The 23,279-nt window shown below is 43.1% G+C and carries 18 protein-coding genes, 1 tRNA gene and 1 pseudogene; 6 read left to right on the top strand and 14 right to left on the bottom strand.

Annotation, left to right across the window (positions count from 1 at the left end):
* Positions 1–20: 20 nt before the first annotated feature.
* Positions 21–968 (bottom strand): hypothetical protein, encoded by a 948-nt coding sequence (locus BXY_RS13205; protein ID WP_008642755.1) that lies wholly within the window; start codon positions 966–968, stop codon positions 21–23.
* Between the two features lie 94 nt (positions 969–1,062).
* A complete protein-coding gene (recO, locus tag BXY_RS13200; RefSeq protein ID WP_004309477.1) occupies positions 1,063–1,791 on the bottom strand; it encodes a DNA repair protein RecO in 729 nt (242 codons plus the stop codon).
* 519 nt (positions 1,792–2,310) lie between these two features.
* On the opposite strand from recO, the gene BXY_RS13195 reads away from it, so the two are divergent.
* From BXY_RS13195 to gyrB, 3 genes are all read left to right on the top strand, one after another.
* Positions 2,311–2,382, top strand: a tRNA-Glu gene (locus BXY_RS13195).
* Between the two features lie 42 nt (positions 2,383–2,424).
* On the top strand, positions 2,425–2,679 hold the full coding sequence (gene rpsT / locus BXY_RS13190) for a 30S ribosomal protein S20 (RefSeq protein WP_004309474.1): 255 nt from the start codon (positions 2,425–2,427) through the stop codon (positions 2,677–2,679).
* A 198-nt stretch (positions 2,680–2,877) separates the two neighbouring features.
* A complete protein-coding gene (gene gyrB, locus BXY_RS13185; protein WP_004315406.1) occupies positions 2,878–4,836 on the top strand; it encodes a DNA topoisomerase (ATP-hydrolyzing) subunit B in 1,959 nt (652 codons plus the stop codon).
* A 418-nt stretch (positions 4,837–5,254) separates the two neighbouring features.
* On the opposite strand, the gene BXY_RS13180 is transcribed toward gyrB, so the two are convergent.
* Positions 5,255–5,836: a DUF3109 family protein gene (locus tag BXY_RS13180; protein ID WP_004315408.1), complete on the bottom strand. Its 582-nt coding sequence runs from the start codon at positions 5,834–5,836 to the stop codon at positions 5,255–5,257.
* Between the two features lie 66 nt (positions 5,837–5,902).
* Positions 5,903–7,417, bottom strand: coding sequence for a 2,3-bisphosphoglycerate-independent phosphoglycerate mutase (gene gpmI, locus BXY_RS13175; protein ID WP_004309469.1), 1,515 nt, complete (start codon positions 7,415–7,417; stop codon positions 5,903–5,905).
* Between the two features lie 347 nt (positions 7,418–7,764).
* Here gpmI and BXY_RS13170 point away from each other — a divergent pair, with 347 nt between their 5' ends.
* Positions 7,765–8,694: a magnesium transporter CorA family protein gene (locus tag BXY_RS13170; RefSeq protein ID WP_008770430.1), complete on the top strand. Its 930-nt coding sequence runs from the start codon at positions 7,765–7,767 to the stop codon at positions 8,692–8,694.
* A gap of 136 nt (positions 8,695–8,830) precedes the next feature.
* Here the strand turns inward: BXY_RS13170 and BXY_RS13165 are convergent, their stop codons facing one another.
* From BXY_RS13165 to BXY_RS13150, 4 genes are all read right to left on the bottom strand, one after another.
* Complete coding sequence (locus tag BXY_RS13165; RefSeq protein WP_015532153.1) at positions 8,831–10,372, bottom strand: DUF5723 family protein; 1,542 nt, start codon at positions 10,370–10,372, stop codon at positions 8,831–8,833.
* 180 nt (positions 10,373–10,552) lie between these two features.
* Complete coding sequence (locus tag BXY_RS13160; RefSeq protein ID WP_008024096.1) at positions 10,553–11,155, bottom strand: ribonuclease HII; 603 nt, start codon at positions 11,153–11,155, stop codon at positions 10,553–10,555.
* Positions 11,156–11,245: 90 nt separating this feature from the next.
* Positions 11,246–13,450, bottom strand: a complete 2,205-nt coding sequence (locus BXY_RS13155; protein ID WP_134993269.1) for a sodium-translocating pyrophosphatase — start codon at positions 13,448–13,450, stop codon at positions 11,246–11,248.
* Positions 13,451–14,065: 615 nt separating this feature from the next.
* The gene (locus tag BXY_RS13150; protein ID WP_004309462.1) at positions 14,066–14,266 is read right to left on the bottom strand and encodes a helix-turn-helix domain-containing protein; all 201 of its coding nucleotides are present in this window, start codon (positions 14,264–14,266) and stop codon (positions 14,066–14,068) included.
* Between BXY_RS13150 and BXY_RS23590 the strand changes: the two are divergent.
* Positions 14,253–14,630, top strand: a pseudogene (locus tag BXY_RS23590) (TonB-dependent receptor); the annotation flags it as partial. The gene BXY_RS13150 and the pseudogene BXY_RS23590 overlap by 14 nt on opposite strands.
* A gap of 82 nt (positions 14,631–14,712) precedes the next feature.
* The gene (locus tag BXY_RS13145; RefSeq protein ID WP_008642744.1) at positions 14,713–16,902 is read left to right on the top strand and encodes an alpha-galactosidase; all 2,190 of its coding nucleotides are present in this window, start codon (positions 14,713–14,715) and stop codon (positions 16,900–16,902) included.
* A gap of 107 nt (positions 16,903–17,009) precedes the next feature.
* Here BXY_RS13145 and BXY_RS13140 read toward each other — a convergent pair whose 3' ends face one another.
* The 6 genes from BXY_RS13140 to BXY_RS13115 form a co-directional block, all read right to left on the bottom strand.
* Positions 17,010–17,336: a heavy metal-binding domain-containing protein gene (locus tag BXY_RS13140; protein WP_004315412.1), complete on the bottom strand. Its 327-nt coding sequence runs from the start codon at positions 17,334–17,336 to the stop codon at positions 17,010–17,012.
* A 291-nt stretch (positions 17,337–17,627) separates the two neighbouring features.
* Positions 17,628–18,839 (bottom strand): aminotransferase class V-fold PLP-dependent enzyme, encoded by a 1,212-nt coding sequence (locus tag BXY_RS13135; RefSeq protein ID WP_004309460.1) that lies wholly within the window; start codon positions 18,837–18,839, stop codon positions 17,628–17,630.
* A gap of 19 nt (positions 18,840–18,858) precedes the next feature.
* Positions 18,859–20,202, bottom strand: coding sequence for a Fe-S cluster assembly protein SufD (gene sufD, locus BXY_RS13130; protein WP_004309459.1), 1,344 nt, complete (start codon positions 20,200–20,202; stop codon positions 18,859–18,861).
* Between the two features lie 13 nt (positions 20,203–20,215).
* Entirely contained in the window at positions 20,216–20,968 is a 753-nt protein-coding gene (sufC, locus tag BXY_RS13125) for a Fe-S cluster assembly ATPase SufC (RefSeq protein ID WP_004307398.1), read from the bottom strand.
* 115 nt (positions 20,969–21,083) lie between these two features.
* Complete coding sequence (gene sufB / locus BXY_RS13120) at positions 21,084–22,586, bottom strand: Fe-S cluster assembly protein SufB (protein WP_004309458.1); 1,503 nt, start codon at positions 22,584–22,586, stop codon at positions 21,084–21,086.
* Positions 22,564–23,094, bottom strand: a complete 531-nt coding sequence (locus tag BXY_RS13115; protein WP_004315413.1) for a CvpA family protein — start codon at positions 23,092–23,094, stop codon at positions 22,564–22,566. Before BXY_RS13115 ends, sufB begins: the two co-directional genes overlap by 23 nt.
* Between the last annotated feature and the right edge of the window lie 185 nt (positions 23,095–23,279).

Genomic DNA, 23,279 nt, shown 5'->3' with positions numbered 1-23,279 from the left:
ATATATTAGTTGTTGATCGGTTAGTTGTTGAAAGGGATATCCTTGTGTGTTATGTAGTATTTTACAGGCATTTCGCTATGCAACGTGCCGGTTACGATTCGTTGTTTCTTGGTTTTGGGGTGAGAAACATAAAGGGTATATCTCGTTTCCAACCAATCATATACCATCGATAAGATGTAGTATCGAGAAGTCCTGGGAGGGATTATGTCTTTTTTCTGCTCCGTATTGGAGCAAGGCAACATTTGTTGCGCAGAAATGAATGGCGCCCGTTTACCGTTCATCCCTAAATATCCATCTTTCATGCTTGGTATTTCCACTGTCAGACCAGCTTCGCCCAGTAGTTGAAAGGCTTCGGGCACATCGCTTTTAAATCTCATAAAATGGTAAAAAGACTCGAAAGGAAAAAGCGTGTATGTAGACGAACCATCTGTTAAGTTATGAAAGGAGACGCCTTCTTTTTTCTCTATCTTGTTTTCCGGATCGTAAGAGTATGCATCCAAAGAATAAATGATACTATCCATCACATATCTGTCTGTCGGAGAAATCTCGACGCGTATCTCCTGCCACTCATACTCGTTGCTCGCCCTGAGCTGGAATTGAAAAGGAGCGGAAAGGGCATTCTCGCCCACCGTTATCTTCACTTCTTTGGGATGAACGCGTTCGATGGTGAAATCAATCATCTCTCCGGTGCACACAATCTTTCCCAACCCGTTCAGCGATGGACCTTGGTCGGTTGTTATCAGGCGATTGTCCGCATCATATATGTTATATTGAATGGGAAAATCGAAGGCTACATACATCCAATCCCAATTGGCAGCTGCAAATTGAATAGTGGCAACATCCCCGTTCCCGTCCAGCGTCAGTTCGGAATCGGAAGAACGGAAGTCGTCGACAAACACGTCTCCGTTACAACCATAAAACTTCCCTAGGATAAAAAAACAGACCGTCAGGTACAGGAATCTTTTCATATTGTTTCTCGCTTGTTCATTCTCTTTTGTTCTCTACCGACAAAAGTAACATATATTTTCAGGAACAGCATACAAACCTGCAAGAAATTACTAATTAATCAAACAGTTCTTTCAACACTTCCAATGATTTCAATGCCGGGAAGTCGGGCAGATGCAAGCGGTAATAATCATTCATAATCGTCAGGCAACGGGTACGCTCCGCACGGCTCATGCCAAAGAGATGCATTGTCTCATAGTTCATGCGCATCAGTTGACGGAGACGGGCAGCCTCTTCGGGATTGATATAGGAAGAATGCAGCTGGGGACGAATAGAAGTGAAGCAGGCATTCAATAAATCAAAGTAATCGCCGGTATGATAATCCTCCAGATTCGGATAAAGTCCCAGGAAACGGGAAAGACGCATCAGGAACACCAGATGGAAATTGGCAAAGCCGTCTCCACACTCATCCAGCCAAATGATGGAATGTTGCAGATAAGCAAATAACGGACGGTTCTCCGCCTCCTCCCGGATAGCCCTGTAAAGAAACTCCGACAGGAAAAGTGCCATCGAAGACTTATACGGATCGTATGGAATGGAAGAAAAAGGATAAAAGGATTTCGCTTCCTTCACACGATAGAGAGTTGCATTGGGGCGATAGTCGGCCTCGAACTCAATAAAAGACAACGGCTGGAAAAGTACGGATTTCACAGCCGCTTTCCGCGAACGGGGCACTGTTACAAGAAAAGAAGCCCTGCCGGACAACTCTGTATACATATCCACAATGATAGATGTATCATTGTATTTCAATGTATGAAGAACTATTCCTTTCGTTTTTTGCAGCATAACCGAATTTATCTCGTTTCCAATCCGAAGCAAAGCTACAAAAAAACACAAAATAATCGGAGACATACGGCGTTAAATATCGCTTCCACTTCCTTATCTTGCGCGTACATGAAACAAACCTTATAAATGATACGCTTATTTTGTAGCAGTATGCCTATAAATTCTTTGTTATCATTCATCGTCTCCGGTATTTGTTCCGTTAGTCGCCTAAAGAATCATTTAGTTACAAAAGAAGTTACCAATAAGCAGCTTTTTTATTTCGCTATATATAATAAGGTGGTAAGAAAAAATGCTTCCTACTGTTTTTCACAGGAGAGATTTTTTTATATAAAAATCACAACCATATATTTCACTGAATATCAGCCAAAAAGAAAGACATCTGTGAAAAAAAACACATATTCATTGAAAATTTTTCTATGAATCATTTGCCATTTTCAAAAAAGTTCCTACCTTTGCATCCGCAATCGAGAAACAAACACAGATTCGAGAAAGCAAAAAGCAGAAATGCTACAACAGGATGGCCCGTTCGTCTATCGGTTAGGACGCAAGATTTTCATTCTTGAAAGGGGGGTTCGATTCCCCCACGGGCTACAAGTTAAAAGAATAAAGAACTAAAAAAATAGATTAGTCGAGATGGCAAATCATAAATCATCACTGAAAAGAATCAGACAAGAAGAGACAAGAAGACTTCACAACAGATATTATGGCAAGACCATGAGAAATGCTGTTAGAAAGCTTCGTGCAACTACTGATAAAGCAGAAGCAGTTGCAATGTACCCAGGCATTACAAAGATGTTGGATAAGTTGGCTAAAGTGAACATCATTCACAAAAACAAAGCTAACAATCTGAAATCTAAGTTGGCTCTTTACATCAACAAGCTCGCTTAATAACAAGAATTTAACAATTCTATATAGCATCTAGGCTGAACTTTTAAGTTCGGCCTTTCTTGTTTATAACCCACTGAATATCAAACCTATTAACAATACAGAGAAACCGCCCGCATTCTTTATTTTTCACTGATTATTCTTCGTCAAGTCGACAATTTTCACTATATTTGCTCTGTTATTAAAGTTAGAAAGGCAATTATGAGCGAAGAACAAATCACTCCCAATAACGGGTCTTATTCTGCGGATAGTATCCAAGTATTGGAAGGTCTTGAAGCAGTAAGAAAACGCCCTGCGATGTACATTGGTGACATCAGCGTCAAGGGACTTCACCACTTGGTATACGAAATCGTTGACAACTCTATCGACGAAGCATTGGCCGGCTATTGCGACCATATCGAAGTAACAATCAACGAAGACAATTCAATCACAGTACAGGACAACGGACGCGGTATTCCGGTTGACTATCACGAGAAAGAAAAGAAGTCGGCACTGGAAGTAGCCATGACCGTATTGCACGCCGGAGGTAAATTCGACAAAGGTTCTTACAAAGTATCCGGAGGTTTGCACGGTGTAGGTATGTCCTGCGTAAACGCGCTGTCTACCCACATGACTACACAAGTATTCCGTAATGGTAAAATCTATCAGCAGGAATACGAGATCGGTAAACCGCTTTATTCTGTAAAGGAAGTCGGTACAGCCGACATTACGGGAACCCGCCAGCAATTCTGGCCGGATGGTACCATCTTTACTGAAACGGTATACGACTACAAGATTCTGGCTTCACGTCTGCGCGAATTGGCTTATCTGAACGCCGGTCTTCGCATCTCTCTAACTGACCGTCGGGTGGTGAACGAAGATGGAAGTTTCAAGAGCGAGCAGTTCTATTCAGAAGAAGGTTTGAGAGAGTTCGTACGTTTTATCGAGTCTTCACGCGAGCACTTGATTAACGATGTGATCTATCTGAACTCCGAAAAGCAGGGAATTCCTATTGAAGTGGCTATCATGTACAATACCGGATTCTCCGAAAACGTTCACTCATACGTCAACAATATCAACACCATTGAAGGTGGTACACACTTGGCAGGTTTCCGCCGTGCGCTGACTCGTACGTTGAAAAAATACGCCGAAGACAGCAAGATGCTGGAAAAGGTAAAAGTTGAAATTTCGGGAGATGACTTCCGCGAAGGTTTGACTGCCGTTATTTCTGTAAAAGTAGCTGAACCACAGTTTGAAGGACAGACTAAAACAAAGTTGGGTAACAACGAAGTGATGGGTGCTGTTGACCAGGCAGTGGGCGAAGTATTAGCATATTATCTGGAAGAACATCCGAAGGAAGCCAAAACAATTGTCGACAAAGTGATTCTTGCTGCTACTGCACGTCACGCTGCAAGAAAAGCCCGTGAAATGGTACAACGCAAGTCGCCGATGTCGGGTGGTGGTCTGCCGGGTAAGTTGGCCGACTGTTCGGATAAGGATCCTTCAAAATGTGAATTGTTCCTCGTCGAGGGAGACTCGGCAGGTGGTACTGCCAAACAGGGACGTAACCGTATGTTCCAGGCGATCCTCCCATTACGCGGTAAGATTCTGAACGTAGAAAAAGCCATGTATCACAAGGCTTTGGAAAGTGATGAAATCCGCAATATCTACACAGCTCTCGGTGTGACTATCGGAACTGATGAAGACAGCAAGGAAGCAAACATACAGAAGCTGCGCTATCACAAGATTATCATCATGACCGATGCCGACGTCGATGGTTCTCACATCGACACACTGATCATGACGTTCTTCTTCCGTTATATGCCACAGGTTATCCAGAACGGTTATCTGTACATCGCCACTCCCCCGCTCTACCTCTGCAAAAAGGGTAAAGTAGAAGAGTATTGCTGGACAGACGCACAACGCCAAAAGTTTATTGACACTTACGGCGGTGGTTCAGAAAATGCAATTCATACACAACGCTACAAAGGTTTGGGTGAGATGAACGCCCAACAGTTGTGGGAAACAACTATGGACCCTGAAAACCGTATGCTGAAACAAGTAAATATTGACAACGCCGCAGAAGCTGATTATATCTTCTCTATGTTGATGGGTGAAGATGTAGGGCCACGCCGCGAGTTTATTGAAGAGAATGCAACGTATGCAAATATCGATGCATAATTTTAATATTACGTTTTTATAAACCAACCTCACATCTTACAACGAGGAAACGCCGATGGCGAAGGAACATCCTTCGATCGGCGTTTTTCTTTTGTCTGAAGGGGCTTTCATGTTCGAATCGTTCAACCGCCCATCTCTTAATAAAACCTAACAGCAGAAACGTTTTCCATACAAAATCACTATCTTGCATAAAAAGCAAAGAAAACATAACTATGAAAATGAAAACTACTGCGCCCAATCCGTTATTTGCAAAGATCAGGTTGTTTCTTATTGTACTGACTTCCTGCGTGATCGCGACTTGTATCTTCTTGATTATTATCCATCCGGAAGCATGGATTATGCCGGCATGCGGAATCATAATCGCATTGTGCATTTTGCTCTATCAGCTATATTGCATACGCAAGAACCGGAAGAGAATTTAAATATATTGTTGCTTTTTCAGCTCTTCAGCAACAGTAACCAGCTCTTTGTACCATTCTTCACCGAACTTACGGATTAAAGGCTCTTTCAAAAACTGATATACGGGAAGATTCTCTTTTTTCCCCAACAAAACTGCTGCTTTGCATACATCCCAACGATTATAATTCACCGCTTTATAGGGCCCGTAATCGCCGATCCGGATAGGATAAAGATGACAGGACACCGGTTTATAGAAGTCTGTTTTCCCCTCCCGATAAGCCTTCTCAATAGCACAGTAGCAACAGCCTTTTTCATCGTAGCAGGTAAACACACAGTCTTTATTATTAACAATAGAAGTCACCAGATCACCTTCCTCATCCGTATATACTACTCCTTGCTTTTCAATCACCGCACGTGCTTCCGGAGCCAGTTCATCCCAAATAACCGGCAAAACCTCTTCCAACTCCATCACCTCGTCCAGCTCTACCGGAGCACCAGCATCACCTTCAATACAACAAGCCCCCTTGCAGGCGCCCAAATCGCAAAGGAACTTCTCCTGAAATACATCAAGAGACACTACTACATCACCTATTTGTATCATTTTAAACCTTATGTGAGACAAAAAGGGCGGAGTTCTACTCCGCCCTCCCAATTATAGAAATCTAAATTACTTAATCAAAACGTTTCCGTCCATTTCAGCCGGAACTTCCAGTCCCATAATCTTTAAAATAGTCGGAGCAACATCTGCCAAACGACCATCTTCTACTTTCGCAGCCTTGTTCTCTGTTACATAAACACAAGGAACAGGGTTCAAAGAGTGAGCAGTGTTCGGAGTACCGTCTTCGTTCAAAGCATGGTCAGCATTACCATGATCGGCAATGATAATTGCTTCGTAATCTTGTGCTTTAGCGGCTTCGATTACATCTTTCACACAAGCGTCTACAGCAACAACCGCTTTCTCGATTGCTTCGTAAATACCGGTATGACCAACCATGTCACCATTAGCGAAGTTCACTACGATGAAATCATATTTGTTCTCGTTGATGGCAGCTACCAGTTTATCTTTTACTTCAAAAGCGCTCATTTCCGGCTTCAAGTCATAAGTAGCAACTTTTGGAGAAGGAACAAGGATACGTTCTTCTTTATCGAATGGAGTTTCACGTCCACCGTTGAAGAAGAATGTTACGTGAGCATACTTTTCTGTTTCAGCGATATGAAGTTGGCTCAAGCCTTTGGAAGCAAGATATTCGCCCAATGTGTTGGACACGTTTTCTTTGTCGAACAAGATATGAACGCCCTTGAAAGATGCATCATACGGAGTCATACAGTAATATTGCAGCCCCGGGATAGTATGCATGCCAACTTCCGGCATATCTTGTTGAGTCAGTACGACAGTCAACTCTTTGGCACGGTCGTTACGGTAGTTGAAGAAGATCACTACATCACCCTCTTTGATTGTTCCGTCGCAGTTAGCGTTTACAATCGGTTTGATGAATTCGTCTGTCACGCCTTCGTCGTAAGATTCCTGCATTGCCTGAACCATATCAGTAGCTTTCTTGCCTACACCGTTTACGAGCAGGTCGTATGCTTCTTTTACACGTTCCCAACGCTTGTCACGGTCCATTGCATAATAACGGCCGATGATAGAAGCAATCTTTCCTGCTGATTTCTCGCAGTGTGCAGAAAGTTCTTCGATAAAGCCTTTACCACTCTTCGGGTCAGTATCACGGCCATCCATGAAGCAGTGGATAAATGCATTGTTGATGTTGTATTCTTTTGCGATATCGCAAAGTTTGAAGAGATGAACGAGTGAGCTGTGTACACCACCGTTAGAAGTCAGCCCCATAAAGTGAATATTCTTTCCATTTTCTTTTGCATAAGAGAAAGCAGAAACAATTTCAGGATTTTTCATGATGCTATTGTCCGCACATGCACGATTGATTTTCACCAAGTCCTGATAAACCACGCGTCCGGCACCGATATTCAAGTGACCTACTTCCGAGTTACCCATCTGTCCGTCGGGCAAACCCACGTTTTCACCGCTTGCCTGAAGTTGAGAGTGAGGATAAGTACTCATCAGATAATCCCAATAAGGAGTGGGAGTGTTGAAGATTACGTCGTCTTTCTTTTGGTCGCCTAATCCCCAACCATCGAGGATCATTAAAAGGGCTTTCTTACTCATAATATTTTAATATTTAAATTATCACACTGATTTTCGGGTGCAAAGGTACAAAAAAGATGGTTACGTAAACGTTTAATCTATGTTAAGTTACAGGGCAGAAGTGTATCAGGCTATGGGTCTTTTTCTTACTTTGTAAAACAACTTTCAACATGTTTATCGAAAAACAGGATACAAAAGGCGGAACTTACTTCATTTTTCCGTACCTTTGCCTCGCTTTTAAATTAAAATCATAGAAATATGGACGATTCAAACCCGCGAACGTGCACAACTAGTATTAATTAAAGCGAACAGAGCCATTGAAGACTGATGCCTCTGCTCGTGTCAAACAAACGAAAGGAGGCAATAAGATGAGAACGTATCTTTATTGTGAGGCTGGCTTTGTGGAAAAAGCACAATGGCTTCCCAACAGCTGGGTAAATGTAGTATGCCCAAACAATGATGACTTTGAATTTCTAACTCAAACTCTCAACGTACCCGAATCATTTCTGAACGATATAGCCGACACGGACGAACGTCCGCGTACGGATACGGAAGGCAACTGGTTGTTGACGATTCTTCGTATCCCGGTAGTGAACAAACAGAATGGCAGTCTGCCTTTCGACACCGTACCGATTGGAATTATCACTAATAACGAGATTATTGTGTCCGTCTGTTATCACAACACAGATTTGTTACCGGATTTCATAGAGCATACCCGTCGAAAAGGGATCGTTGTACGCAACAAGCTGGATCTGATTTTCCGGTTAATCTATTCTTCTGCCGTGTGGTTCCTGAAATATCTAAAGCAGATAAACATAGACATCAGTGCCGCAGAAAAGGAATTGGAACGGAGTATCCGTAACGAGGATTTGCTTCGCTTGATGAGACTGCAAAAAACACTTGTCTACTTCAATACTTCCATCCGTGGAAATGAAGTGATGATCGGTAAGTTAAGGACTATTTTTCAGGATACGGATTATCTGGACACTGAATTAGTGGAAGATGTAATTATCGAGCTGAAACAGGCGCTCAATACGGTGAATATTTACAGTGATATCCTCACAGGGACAATGGATGCTTTTGCCTCTATTATCTCCAATAATGTGAATACGATCATGAAACGTATGACAAGCCTCTCCATCGTCCTGATGCTTCCGACATTGATTGCCAGTTTCTATGGCATGAATGTGGATATTCACCTGGAAGAAGTGCCCTTTGCTTTCTCTTTGATTGTGCTCTTTTCCATCGGATTGTCAACGCTTGCGTTTGTAATATTCCGGAAGATTAAGTGGTTCTAAAAGGAGGAACATAAAAAAACAGCTTACCATCTATAACCCTTTATAAGGATTCTTTATGACGGTAAGCTGTAATTATACGTTTTTTATTCTATAGAGAATTAATTAAAAGAGAATGTTTAGAGAGAAATTAAAATATTTATCCTTCTTTATTTGCTTTTCTTCCACCTAACGGAATAGATACCCCAACGAATCCATTAACAGAGTTAGAGTTCTTTCCTAAGAACATGTAGTCAGTTCCGACAAACAGAGGACCTAACTTCAGACCCAAACCGAAAGATTTACCGGCTGACTGGATAGCTGAATAGCTAAGCGCTACATTGAACCAGCTTTTCGGACGGTAGTTTGCGGAGAATGTTAATTCTGTAAGAGCATCAGGCTGTACAAAACGAGTTGTTGACAATACACCGACTGCTAATTTGTTATTGAAGAATCCGTATTCTGCACCTAGTACAAGAGTAGAAGCAAGACGAGATTTACGAGATTCTTTAGCATCTCCTACTTCAAGTTGCAACATATCATAGTTAAGCACATCACCTTGTGTCACAAGATCCATGTAATTTTCAGCATCGTTTTGCAACTGATTCAATGCATTTGTAACACTAGATTGTGCATTGGCCGGATCAATCATGCCTGCATAAGTACTTCCTTTAATATCAATTGGATCCGGATTAGCTGATGCTATTTTTGTACTTGATTTAGACCAAGAAATAAAGCCTAAATCAAGAATAGAGGCAGATACAGTCAAATTATCCAGAATTTTATAAGATGCACCTAAGTCGATGCCAAATCCATAACCAGCAATACCTAATTTACCACTGTCAAAGTCGAAATCAGTTACATAGTCTTTACCCTCTTCTTCTTTTAATTCCAGGCCTTTGAAAGAACTCTTCAGTTCGGCACCGACAGTTAAGTTTGCATGATAATTATCAAACTTAGCTTTCAATTCTTGAGCCTTTGCAACAATTTCTGCAGAGCTGCCTGACCAATAGCTCTCACTTGACCATTGATTGATTTGTTGATCAGTAGGCAAATTAGCACTCATCGCAATTTTATTAAGTTTCAACTCCATGTTGCCGATACCTAATAAAGCCTTAACTCTAGCACCAACAGTTAAACGACTATTAATCTGACGTGAAAGTCCTAAACCTATTTCCGTATAGGCATTGATATTCAGTTGCTGACCACTAATATCATAGTTGCTATTTCTCCAGTTATCCTCAATTGTTTCCATTTGATTCAGGAAACTGAACATATTCTTAGTCAAGTTAGCACCGATATCTGTACGCAGACCGATATTGAATGACCAGAAGTTCTTACCTTTGTACCATCCTGCAGAGAGAATCTCCGTACTGAAGTTCACATTCAACTTATTATTACCTTTCAGACGATTCATAAAATCTGGTTTAGTATAGAAATCGTCACCATCATCAATGATATCAATGATATCTTGATAACCTAATGAAGTAGAACCAACAGTTGCATTAACTGCACCAATTACCGGAAGGTTGAAATAACCTTTCGTCGGTGTTAAAGCCGGATTTAGTTGTTGACGATAATGGGTACCTTCCATGAAATAAGAAGTACGTAAAAACTGTGCATTTGCAGAAAGAGTGCAAACCAACATCATAAAAAATACCCCAATAATTTTAGAAGACCACAATAGTTTGTTCGTTGCCATGATTTTAAACTTTTTAATTCTTATTATTGTTTGCAAAGATATAGCATTTCAATAACAAATAAAAGCACTAGGCAACACTTTTTTAGCCTAAACAGAACAATCTTAGGGTTATCCGTAACAAAATCGTGCTTATTCTGCAAAAAAATGTAGAAAATATGTGTAAAATGAAACAAAGTGACTTCAGAAGTTCAAAGTCAGCTGTCCGTCTCCCAGGAGATTGAACGTCATTCGATGGTAAGGAGTGGTTCCACGTTCGGCAATGGCGGCGCGATGTTTTTTAGTTGGGTAGCCTTTATTGTGATCCCAGTCATAATAAGGAAACTCTTCGTGGAGACGGTTCATATAATCGTCCCTGTATGTCTTGGCTAAAATAGAAGCCGCAGCTATTGAAAGATATTTCCCGTCGCCTTTCACTACCGTGGTATGGGGGATGTCGGGATATTTAGTGAAACGGTTTCCGTCGATTAGTAAATGCTGTGGGCGGGTAGTCAGTTGATCCACTGCACGATGCATGGCTAAGAAAGAAGCCCGCAGGATATTTATTTCATCAATTTCTTCCGGTGACACGACGCCAACCGCCCAGGCTATCGCTTCCTTCTCTATTACCTCACGCAGTGCATAACGTTGCTTTTCCGACAGTTGCTTGGAATCATTCAACAGTTCATTCTTAAAATCTTTCGGAAGAATAACCGCAGCAGCGTATACTGCTCCCGCCAAACATCCACGACCGGCCTCATCACATCCGGCTTCAATCAGATTCTCGTTCAAATAAGGTAATAACATATTTATCGCTTCTATTTTGACACAAAGGTAATTCAAATTAAAAAAGGAGACTTGTTTTGCCTCCTTTTTCTTACTTCTTTCCTGCTTTTTTTAGAATAAACTCCAGGCAACAGTAAGCCCTGCCATTACAATGGCTACCATGCTCATTAGCTTTATTAAGATATTCAAGCTCGGCCCGGATGTATCTTTAAACGGATCGCCCACGGTATCTCCTACTACGGTTGCTTTATGAACTTCACCGCCTTTTCCTCCAAAGTTTCCTTCTTCTACATATTTCTTTGCATTATCCCATGCACCGCCGGCATTAGCCATGAAGATAGCCAGTACGAAGCCACTGCTCAAGCCACCAATCAGCAAACCGAGCACACCGGGAACACCGAAAATAAGACCTGTAAGGATAGGGGCAATAATAGCGATTAAGGAAGGCACAACCATTTCACGTTGCGCACCTTTTGTTGATATTGCAACACAACGTTCGTAATCCGGCTCCGCTTCTCCTGTCAAAATACCCTTTATTTCACGGAATTGGCGACGTACTTCATCTACCATGTGCCCCGCTGCACGTCCTACGGCATTCATTGTCAATCCACAGAACAGGAAAGCCATCATGGAACCGAGGAACATACCCGAAAGAACTTTCGGATTCATCAGATGTACTTCATAATAATCCATAAAGTCGATAAAAGTAGCATTCGCCACACTGATGGAACTACCATCCGCAAAGGTCAGATCTACATTACCAAGCCGTGTAAGGCCGATTCGGATTTCTTCAATATAAGAAGCCAGCAAAGCCAACCCTGTCAATGCAGCGGAACCGATTGCAAAACCTTTTCCGGTGGCAGCAGTCGTATTCCCCAATGAATCGAGCGCATCGGTACGTTTGCGGACTTCGGCACCCAAGCCGGACATTTCTGCGTTACCTCCTGCATTATCCGCAATCGGGCCGTAAGCATCCGTTGCCAGAGTGATACCTAAAGTAGAAAGCATGCCGACAGCCGCAATACCGATTCCATACAGTCCCATACCGACATTGGCAAAATCGCCGGCGGAAGCCAACAAATAGGAAGCAATGATACCAATTACGACTGCAATTACCGGAATAGCCGTAGAAAGCATACCTAAACCGATACCGGAGATAATTACGGTGGCAGGTCCGGTCTTACCGCTTTCACTTAGTTTCTGGGTAGGGCGATAGGATTGGGAAGTATAATATTCTGTAGAACGTCCGATGATAATACCTACCAATAGTCCGACTACTACGGCACAAGAAATCCAAATCCAGTTATCAAGTTGCAGAAGCCACAGAATAAGGAATGTAGCAGCAACAATTAATACGGAACTAAGATTCGTACCGAAAGCCAAAGAGCCGAGCAGGTCCTTCATTGTCGCATTCTCCTTGGTACGGACAGCGAATATACCTATAATAGAAAGGATAATACCAACAGCCGCAATCAGCATCGGGGCGATCACTGCCTTGAATTGCATCACTGTATCTGCCGAATGAATAAAAGCAGCAGCACCCAGTGCGGCTGTTGCCAGAATCGAGCCACAGTAAGATTCGTATAAATCGGCTCCCATACCGGCCACGTCGCCTACATTATCGCCCACATTATCGGCAATAGTGGCAGGATTACGAGGGTCATCTTCCGGGATTCCGGCTTCTACTTTGCCTACCAAGTCGGCTCCGACATCGGCTGCCTTTGTATAGATACCACCGCCTACACGGGCAAAGAGCGCCTGGGTAGAAGCTCCCATACCAAATGTCAGCATGGTGGTAGTGATTACACAGAGTTTATGAGTAGGTGTCAGTACATCAGCAGGAATCACTGCATTCAGCAACAGATACCAAAAAGAAATATCGAGCAGTCCCAGGCCAACGACCACCAGTCCCATCACGGCACCACTTCGGAAAGCAATTCTTAATCCTGCATTCAGAGAAGTACGGGCAGCATTAGCGGTACGAGCGGACGCGTATGTCGCCGTCTTCATCCCCAGAAATCCGGAAAGCCCGGAGAAGAATCCACCTGTAAGAAAAGCAATAGGAACCCATGCATTCTGTACATGAAAGCCGTATGCCATAATTGAAAACAAAATAACCAGCCCCAAGAATACCCAACCTACTATTTTGTATTGTTGCTTTAGATAAGACATAGCTCCTTTGCGTACAGCAGCAGCTATTTTTATCATTTGGGGTGTACCTTCACTCTCTTTCATCATTTGCTTATGAAAGTAATAAGCAAAGCAGAGGGCTAACACGGAAGCGACTGGAACGAGCCAGAAAAGAATGTTGTCCATAGGGTCAATTTTTAAAGGATTACGGAGGCTAAAAGTATGGAAATCAATCGAAATAAGCAAGTAAAAAAGAAAGAATTTACAGAGTTGAATCATTCTATTTTTTATACGTCCTTTTGGACAAATGAGCAGATGGTAGTTCTTTTTAGACATAAGAACAAAAGAACATAAAAGCTGCGCTTTGAAAATTATTTCTGTTGCTTATTGAACTGCTATTTTATTTTTTGTTCTTATGTTCTTCTGTCTGAATTAAATTCCCATTTAACCAGAAATTGCCTGGTTTGGGATCAATTGCCACTAATGATTTTATCAGTTATTTTTAAGCAATCGTTTACCTATTAATAGTTATTTCATTGCCTAAGGAGTTTTCGTTTGACTATAGTCAAGCGATAGTTCAACATATGTCAAGCGTTCGTTCAACAACTGTCAAACGAAAACTCCTTAGGCAATTGAAAAAATAATATAAGCAAGAGAAAGAAATAGAAGCTGCATATTGACGAGTTATTGTCAGCAATAGTATCTTGGGGTATTTCTGTATAGAAATGAACTAATTTCAGTTCAAATTCAAACAAAGAGATAACGAATAATAGTCAATAACAACTAACTATATGCCATTCTCTACTTATTCTGCTGGGCAAACTCCGTAGAAGTAACTTTAAACTGTTTCTGAAATACTTTGGCGAAGTAAGAAGGTGACTGAAATTCTACCCTGTCACAAATTTCATTGGTGCGCAGTTCTCCCTCCTGCAACAATTCCGCAGCATGTTTTAGCCGGATGATACGGATAAAATCGAGTGAGGAAAGGTCTGTCAATGCCAACGGAATGATCGTAAAAGAGATCCCGCAGATACTTGTCGAACTCGACCCAAGCTACAACATCACGAAAGACTTACGCCTCTAGCTTAGTTTCCGCTATTTCGGCAAGACGTACGCCAATCTTCAGGAAGCGCTCTACTTCAACGGGCGCTGGGAAACGTTCGGAGGAATCAACTGAAACGTAAACAAGCACCTGTCTCTGGGGGCAACAGTCATCAACTTCCTGAATCAGAAAGGAGCCAGCGGAACCATCAACGGTTCGGAACTGATTACGAAAGAAGAAGCTGTCCAATACGCCGGAAATTATATGAGTGGAAACTATTTACGCCCATTCACCGTAGAATTTAGCGCAAGCATCAAATTCTAGTTCATACCAAACGAATTATAATTATCTTTGTGGCATTATATGCCCACAAACTAACTAATACCTAATTAATTATTAAAAAACCATGAAGAAACTTTTCGTATTACTTACGGCATTGTTTACCCTGGCACAAGTGAACGCCCAGGAAAAGAACGTTATCCGCATCGCAACGGACAACACAGACTTAATTCTCCAAGTAGCTCCCAACGGACGACTTTATCAGGCTTATCTGGGCGATAAGTTACTGAACGAGAAAGACATCAACAACTTTTCTCCATACGTGAAAGGTGGAAGTGACGGAAGCGTATCTACCCGTGGATGGGAAGTATATCCGGGCTCCGGCGCCGAGGATTATTTTGAACCGGCTGTAGCAATCACGCACAATGATGGAAACCCGAGCACGATTCTCCGTTATGTATCTTCCGAACAAAAAGCAGTGGCAGGCGGCACGGAGACAGTCATCCAACTGAAAGACGATCAGTACCCGGTGGAAGTCACGCTGCATTACATCGCTTATCCGAAAGAAAACGTCATCAAGACGTGGAGTGAAATCAAACATGCTGAAAAGAAACCTGTCACCATCTGGCGTTATGCTTCGACGATGCTTTATTTCTCCGGAAACGAGTATTATCTGACTGAATTCAGCAGCGACTGGGCTAAAGAAGCACAAATGAGCACACAACCTCTATTGTTCGGCAAAAAGGTGATCGACACCAAACTGGGAAGCCGTGCCGCCATGCATACCCACCCGTTCTTCGAACTTGGTTTTGAGCAACCGGCACAGGAAACACAAGGACGTGCCATGCTAGGGACTATCGGATGGACAGGCAACTTCCAGTTTACCTTTGAAGTGGACAACGTAGGCAACCTCCGCGTCATCCCCGCCATCAACCCGTATGCATCTGATTATGAACTAAAACCGAACGAAGTATTTACCACTCCCGAATTCATCTTTACTTTCAGCAACAACGGTACGGGCGAAGCCAGCCGCAACCTCCACGCATGGGCACGCAACTACCAACTGAAAGACGGACAAGGCGACCGCATGACTTTATTGAATAACTGGGAAAATACGTACTTCAAATTCGATGAGAAACTGCTTGCCGAACTGATGAAAGAAGCCAAACATCTGGGTGTAGATATGTTCTTGTTGGATGATGGCTGGTTCGGCAACAAGCATCCTCGCAACAGCGACAATGCCGGACTGGGTGACTGGGAAGTGATGAAATCCAAACTGCCGGGCGGTATTCCCGCACTCGTGAAATCGGCCAAAGAAGCCGAAGTAAAATTCGGTATCTGGATCGAACCGGAGATGATAAACCCCAAAAGTGAATTGTTCGAGAAGCATCCTGACTGGGCAATCACTCTGCCCAATCGGGAAACATACTATTACCGTAACCAACTGGTGCTCGATCTTAGCAACCCGAAAGTACAGGATTTTGTGTTTGGCGTAGTGGATAACATCCTGACAGCGAACCCGGAAGTGGCTTTCTTTAAATGGGACTGCAACTCTCCCATCACAAATATTTATTCTCCCTATTTGAAGAATAAACAAGGACAACTTTATATCGACCATGTACGTGGTATATATAATGTATTGGAACGTATCAAAGACAAATATCCGAACGTACCGATGATGCTTTGCTCCGGCGGTGGCGCCCGTTGCGACTACGAAGCATTGAAATACTTCACAGAATTCTGGTGCAGTGACAATACAGACCCGATAGAGCGCCTGTTTATCCAATGGGGATTCTCACAAATCTTCCCTGCAAAAGCAATGGATGCACACGTAACCAGCTGGAACAAGAAGACAAGCGTGAAATTCCGTACCGATGTAGCAAGTATGTGCAAACTGGGCTTCGACCTCGGACTGAAAGAGCTGAATGCGGACGAACAGACTTTTTGCCAAAACGCAGTTGCCAACTGGACGCGTCTGAAGAAAGTGATTCTGGATGGTGACCAGTACAGACTGGTTTCTCCATACGATGGTAATCACATGTCTGTCATGTACGCCGCACCGGATAAGAACAAAGCAGTGCTTTATACCTACGATATCCACCCACGTTTCGGTGAGAAGCTGCTCCCGGTTAAACTTCAGGGATTGGATGCGAAGAAAATGTATAAGGTGAAAGAAATCAACCTGATGCCGAACTCTAAATCGAATCTTGCTGCCAATGAGAAGACTTATTCAGGAGATTATCTGATGAAAGTAGGAATCAATGCTTTCACTACCAATCAGGCTTTCAGCCGTGTGATTGAGCTGACTGCCGAATAATATTCACCACAGAAGTACGGAGGACACAGTGTTTTATACCATTGATACTAAACAAAGTATATGCGTTGCGTCTTCCGTGTTCTCTGTAGTAAAAAAACAATAATCAATTAATCCTCTTCAATCTTTACGGCTGTACCGTTAGCAGTCACCATCAGCATACTGCCACTACCTCCAACTGTCTCATAATCCAAATCAACACCTATCACGGCATTAGCTCCCATTTGAGCTGCTTGTGCCTCCATTTCCTTCAACGCTGTATCTTTTGCCATACGCAGCACTTCTTCATAAGAACCGGAACGACCACCCACAATATCCCGAATACTTGCAAACAAGTCGCGGAATACATTGGCACCTATGATTGTCTCTCCGGAAACTATTCCATAATATTTCACTATTCGTTTTCCCTCAATGATGGGAGTGGTTGTCATCAGCATAGTTTTTTCTTTATTAGTTATCTGTAAGTTATATGTATTTAGTTAGACGCAAGTCCCCCTAAAAAAGTTGCAGCTACACCGTAATTTCTTACGATATAGCTGCGATTAATGTTAAAGAGAGAGAATTTATATAATATGAGCATGGTCTCACGACCCTCCTAATATTCAATGAACATTTTGTTTCTTTACCTATTAGACGCACAAAAGCTCAAATCACTGCACTTGAAGGCATCTTTTTTTAGTTAAAGAATAAAAAAAGCCGCCATCCCACAGGAATAGCGGCTTATATTGTTAGAACATCTTGCTGACGCGTTCAATTCCCGCCACCAATGTATCTATTTCCGATTTCGTATTGTACATGGCAAACGAAGCCCGTACAGTTCCTTCTATACCAAGACGTTGCATGAGAGGTTGTGCACAATGATGTCCCGTCCTCACGGCAATACCCAAACGATCCAGCAACGTTCCGAGGTCGAAATGATGGATATCTCCTACCAGGAAGGAGATGACTGCTCCCCGTTCGGCTGCTTCACCGAATATACGCATCTGGGGAATCTCTTTCAGCCGTTGCAAAGCGTAAGTTGTCAGTTCATGCTCATGGGCGGCTATCTGCTCAAGTCCATGTCCATTCACGTAATCAAGAGCTTTTGCCAGTCCGGTAGTTCCGATGTAGTCGGGCGTACCGGCTTCAAACTTGAAAGGAAGTTCGTTGAAAGTAGTCTTCTCAAAAGAGACATGCTGAATCATCTCTCCTCCTCCCTGATAAGGCGGAAGGCGGTCTAACCACTCTTCTTTTCCATAAAGCACTCCGACACCTGTCGGACCGTATATTTTATGGGCAGAGAACACCAGAAAATCAGCATCCAACTCCTGTACGTCCACTTTCATGTGAGGGATAGACTGTGCAGCGTCTATCAGACAAGGTACGCCATGCGCATGAGCCGTTGCAATCATTTCTTTCACCGGATTCACCGTACCCAGCACATTTGAAACATGAACCACGCTGACTATTTTCGTTCGTTCGGAAAATAGTTTTTCGTATTCATCCAGCAAGAGTTCGCCTTTGTCATTCATTGGAATCACTTTGATGGCAATTCCCTTGCGGGCAGCCAACAGTTGCCAAGGAACGATGTTACTATGATGTTCCATCACGGAAAGAATCACTTCATCCCCCTCTTCCATAAATTCGTCACCAAAGCTGGAAACAAGCAGGTTGATGCTTTCCGTCGTTCCGCGGGTGAAGACAACTTCGTTCGTGCTACGGGCGTTGATAAACTGACGCACCGTTTCACGGGAAGCCTCATGCAATTCCGTAGCTTGTTGCGAAAGATAATGCACACCGCGATGCACATTGGCATTAACGGAATAATATTCATCCACCAACGCATCAACTACCAGACGGGGTTTCTGCGTCGTCGCACCGTTGTCGAAATAAACCAAAGGTTTACCGTAAACCGTACGGCTCAATATCGGAAAATCCTCACGTATCTTTTGAATATCCACGTTTATTAATTATTAGTGGTTACTTACAAATGGCACAGCCCTGACATCTATTCAGCTCGCCACGGAAACGTTTCTCTACCAATAGATGCAGGCGATCTTTCAGTGCCTCCAAACGAATGGTATCAATCACTTCATTGACAAATGCGAACATCAATAACAAACGGGCTTCTTTCTCTGCAATACCTCGTGAACGCATATAGAATAATGCACCCTCATCCAACTGGCCTACCGTTGCTCCATGCGAACATTTCACATCATCCGCGTAAATCTCCAATTGAGGTTGTGTGTACATTCTCGCATCACGCGTAGCACAAAGATTCCGGTTAGTCTGCTGGGAGTTCGTATGTTGCGCATCGGGACGCACCAGTACCAGTCCGGCAAACGCGCCTACCGACTGATCGTCGAGTACGTACTTGAACAGCTCATTGCTGGTGCAGTTCGGTACGGCATGGTCAATGCTTGTATGATTGTCTACGTGCTGGTTCTTATCGGCAATTGCCATGCCACAGAGGTTTATCTCGGCTCCTTCTCCTGCCAACAATACTTCAGTGGTGTTGCGGGTAGTACCATTATGCAAGGTCATTCCATTCAACAATACATTGCTGTTTGCCTCCTGCTTTACATACAGGTTACTGATACGAACGGTGCTTGTATGTGTTTCTTCCAGTTCATACATATCGAATACCGTGTTCTCACCTGCAAATACTTCAATCACTTGTGTTGCCAGGAAGTTCACGTTATCCATTGCATGGTCACAAATCAGCAGACGGGCTTGCGCGCCATCCTCCAGGATGATTAGTACGCGGCGGTTCACCATGAAGTTGACATCTGCACGCAGGATATTTACCAGCTGGATCGGTTTTTCTACTACTACATTCTTCGGCACATAAAATACAACACCATCTTGTGCAAAAGCTGTATTGAAAGCAGTCACCCCATCTTTGGAAGTATCTGCCAACTGACCGTAATACTTCTTCACCAATTCCGGATGCTGTCCGGCCACTTCTTTCAAGCTGCCGAAAATCACACCTTCCGGCAGATTGACTTTAGGAAGTGCTCTATTATAAAATGCGTCATTTACCACAAAATACAGGGCGGTACTCATATTCGGCACATCGCACTTAAACACTTCATACGGATTGACCGGAATAGCCAGACGATTCAAGTTTAAACCATAATCCGGTTCAAAATACTTGCTCACATCCGTATATTTGTACTTCTCCATCTTACGAGTCGGAAATCCGAGGCGTTCAAAATCGGCAAATGCAGCTGCACGAGGCGCATTCAGCACTTCGGCGCTATGCTTGCAGATCATTGCTTCCGTCTGTGAGAAGAGGTCTATATATTGTTGTTCAACTATCATAACTTATTATTTGTTATTCTCCTACTTCTTTCTTGATCCAATCATATCCTTTTTCTTCCAGTTCCAGCGCAAGTTCCGGTCCGGCAGTTTTTACGATACGACCTTTATAAAGGACATGTACAATATCAGGTTTGATATAATCAAGCAAACGTTGGTAGTGAGTAATAACGATCGTGCTTGTTTCAGGAGTTTTCAGTTTGTTCACTCCTTCCGCAACAATACGGAGCGCATCAATATCCAAACCGGAGTCCGTTTCATCAAGGATACTCAACCGCGGTTCCAACATGGCCATCTGGAAAATCTCATTCCGTTTCTTTTCACCACCCGAAAAGCCTTCATTCACCGAACGGTTAGCCAACTTATTATCCAACTCTACCACCGCACGTTTCTCACGCATCAGTTTCAGAAACTCACTGGCTGTCAGCGCAGGCAGACCTTTATACTTGCGTTGCTCATTCACAGCAGCACGCATAAAGTTGACCATGCTCACACCCGGAATCTCTACCGGATACTGGAAACTAAGAAAGATCCCTTCATGGCTACGATCTTCAGGACTCAACTCCAACAGGTTCTTTCCATAAAACGTGACCGAACCTTTTGTTACCTCAAAAGCCGGATTTCCCACCAATACGGAAGAAAGCGTACTTTTACCGGAACCATTCGGCCCCATAATAGCGTGCACCTCACCGGGATTCACCGTCAGGTTAATACCCTTCAATATCTCTTTGCCATTAATGCTGGCATGCAGGTCTTTTATTTCTAACATGATTATATGTACTATTTTTCCATTTACTATTTACTATTAAAAACCTATACTACCGACAATTTACCTCCTATAAGCGCGCAGCCAAATAGTAAATCGTAAATTGCCAACTAGTAACTCACCCCACGCTTCCTTCCAATGAGATAGTAAGCAGCTTCTGTGCTTCTACCGCAAATTCCATCGGAAGTTTATTCAATACTTCTTTTGCATATCCGTTCACAATAAGCCCGATAGCGTCTTCTGTCGGAATACCGCGCTGGTTGCAATAGAATATCTGGTCTTCACTGATCTTGCTCGTTGTGGCCTCATGTTCCACCACTGCCGTTTCATTGTGAATATCCATATAAGGGAAAGTATGCGCACCACATTTATCTCCCAGCAACAGAGAGTCACACTGGCTATAATTGCGGGCATTATCCGCTTTCTCGGCCACACGTACCAACCCACGATAGGAGTTCTCACTATGTCCGGCGGAGATACCTTTACTTACAATCGTACTGCGGGTGTTCTTGCCCAAATGAATCATTTTCGTTCCGGTATCAGCCTGCTGATAGTTGTTCGTTACAGCTACGGAATAGAATTCAGCGGTCGAGTTATCGCCCGTCAGAATACAGGAAGGGTATTTCCAAGTGATGGCCGAACCGGTTTCCACTTGTGTCCAGGATAATTTACTATCCACTCCCTTGCAGTTACCGCGTTTAGTCACAAAGTTGTATACACCGCCCTTACCTTCCGCATCGCCCGGATACCAGTTCTGAACAGTACTATATTTTACCTCTGCACGGTCGTGTACGATTATCTCAACGATAGCGGCATGCAACTGATTTTCATCCCGCATCGGCGCCGTACATCCTTCCAGATAAGAAACGTACGAATCGTCGTCCGCCACAATCAGCGTACGTTCAAACTGCCCCGTGTTACGGGCATTGATACGGAAATAGGTGGAAAGTTCCATCGGACAACGTACCCCTTTCGGAATATACACAAAAGAGCCGTCAGAAAAGACAGCGGAGTTCAACGCGGCAAAGAAATTATCCCGGTAACCTACCACCGAGCCCATATATTTCTTCACCAAATCGGGATGTTCCCGCACGGCTTCACTGAACGAGCAGAAGATAATTCCTTTCTCCATCAGCGTTTCCTTGAAGGTAGTCTTTACGGAAACGGAGTCCATAACGGCATCCACCGCCATTCCGCTAAGAGCCATCTGTTCCTCCAAAGGAATACCCAGTTTATTAAACGTCTTTATCAATTCAGGATCGACTTCCTCCATGCTCTTCGGTCCTTCTTTCTTCTTCGTCGGATCGGCATAATAAGAAATCGCCTGATAGTCAATTTCAGGGATACGGAGATGTGCCCAAGTCGGCATCTCCAGCGTCAGCCAGTGGCGGTACGCTTTCAGGCGAAACTCCAGCAACCACTCCGGTTCGTCTTTTTTCGATGAAATCAGACGAATGACATCTTCATTAAGTCCACGCTCAATGATGTCTGTATGCACCTCTGTGGTGAAACCGTATTTATATTTCTCCTCCGCAAATTTCCGGACAAACTCATTATCAGTCTTCTTTTCGAGTTCGTCTTTCTGATTGGGTTTCATTTTATTGGGTTCTTCTTGTTGCATCTTTATTCTCTAATATATATTGTTGCGTCATATTCTTCGCAGCAGGGAAAAAGATCCCCGCAAACGTTTCCATCGGATAATATAACAAAGATTCTTCCTTTTTTGTTGCACTAATTAACTTATTATCGCTGTCCACAAACTCTATCGCACCGATCACTACACTTGTTAACAACAGAAACTTAAGTGCTCCCAGCCCACTCCCTAACCAGCGGTTCAGCCAGTTCAGCGAGATTGCTTGCATTGCTTTTGTCAATAACGAAGCTATCAGTACAAAAATCAACGGCACGGCAATCCAAATCATGATAAAAGCCAACACCTGCGCAACTGTCATCGAATCCGTCACTGTCGGGCAAAGTTTCTCCGCCAAAGAGGCATATAAAGTTTTCGCCGCCAGCAGCCCGACTATTAACCCCAAAATAGAAGCCAACTGGCGGATAAAGCCTTTTACAAAGCCTACCACCGCTCCGGCGCCTATTACAATAAGGATAATGATATCAATCGTTGCCACGTTGTGATTTATGATTTGTGATTTATGATTTATGTTTCTATGATTATGATCTGTGATTTATATTTCTGTCAGGTGATAAAACAATAAAGTGGTAAGGTGGTGTCCCATATAAAATAGTACCACATTACCACCCATCTATTGTTGCAACCATTACTTCGCGAATGGCCTTATACCCTTATAATTCA

The sequence above is a fragment of the Bacteroides xylanisolvens XB1A genome, from assembly GCF_000210075.1.
GTDB lineage: Bacteria > Bacteroidota > Bacteroidia > Bacteroidales > Bacteroidaceae > Bacteroides > Bacteroides xylanisolvens.
This window is presented reverse-complemented; position numbering and strand designations above follow the sequence as displayed.

Bases quoted from the DNA above. Each gene is read 5' to 3' on its own strand.
- BXY_RS13205 (WP_008642755.1), bottom strand. From the start codon at position 968: ATGAAAAGATTCCTGTACCTGACGGTCTGTTTTTTTATCCTAGGGAAG.
- recO (WP_004309477.1), bottom strand. From the start codon at position 1,791: ATGCTGCAAAAAACGAAAGGAATAGTTCTTCATACATTGAAATACAAT.
- rpsT (WP_004309474.1), top strand. From the start codon at position 2,425: ATGGCAAATCATAAATCATCACTGAAAAGAATCAGACAAGAAGAGACA.
- gyrB (WP_004315406.1), top strand. From the start codon at position 2,878: ATGAGCGAAGAACAAATCACTCCCAATAACGGGTCTTATTCTGCGGAT.
- BXY_RS13180 (WP_004315408.1), bottom strand. From the start codon at position 5,836: ATGATACAAATAGGTGATGTAGTAGTGTCTCTTGATGTATTTCAGGAG.
- gpmI (WP_004309469.1), bottom strand. From the start codon at position 7,417: ATGAGTAAGAAAGCCCTTTTAATGATCCTCGATGGTTGGGGATTAGGC.
- BXY_RS13170 (WP_008770430.1), top strand. From the start codon at position 7,765: ATGAGAACGTATCTTTATTGTGAGGCTGGCTTTGTGGAAAAAGCACAA.
- BXY_RS13165 (WP_015532153.1), bottom strand. From the start codon at position 10,372: ATGGCAACGAACAAACTATTGTGGTCTTCTAAAATTATTGGGGTATTT.
- BXY_RS13160 (WP_008024096.1), bottom strand. From the start codon at position 11,155: ATGTTATTACCTTATTTGAACGAGAATCTGATTGAAGCCGGATGTGAT.
- BXY_RS13155 (WP_134993269.1), bottom strand. From the start codon at position 13,450: ATGGACAACATTCTTTTCTGGCTCGTTCCAGTCGCTTCCGTGTTAGCC.
- BXY_RS13145 (WP_008642744.1), top strand. From the start codon at position 14,713: ATGAAGAAACTTTTCGTATTACTTACGGCATTGTTTACCCTGGCACAA.
- BXY_RS13140 (WP_004315412.1), bottom strand. From the start codon at position 17,336: ATGCTGATGACAACCACTCCCATCATTGAGGGAAAACGAATAGTGAAA.
- sufD (WP_004309459.1), bottom strand. From the start codon at position 20,202: ATGATAGTTGAACAACAATATATAGACCTCTTCTCACAGACGGAAGCA.
- sufC (WP_004307398.1), bottom strand. From the start codon at position 20,968: ATGTTAGAAATAAAAGACCTGCATGCCAGCATTAATGGCAAAGAGATA.
- sufB (WP_004309458.1), bottom strand. From the start codon at position 22,586: ATGCAACAAGAAGAACCCAATAAAATGAAACCCAATCAGAAAGACGAA.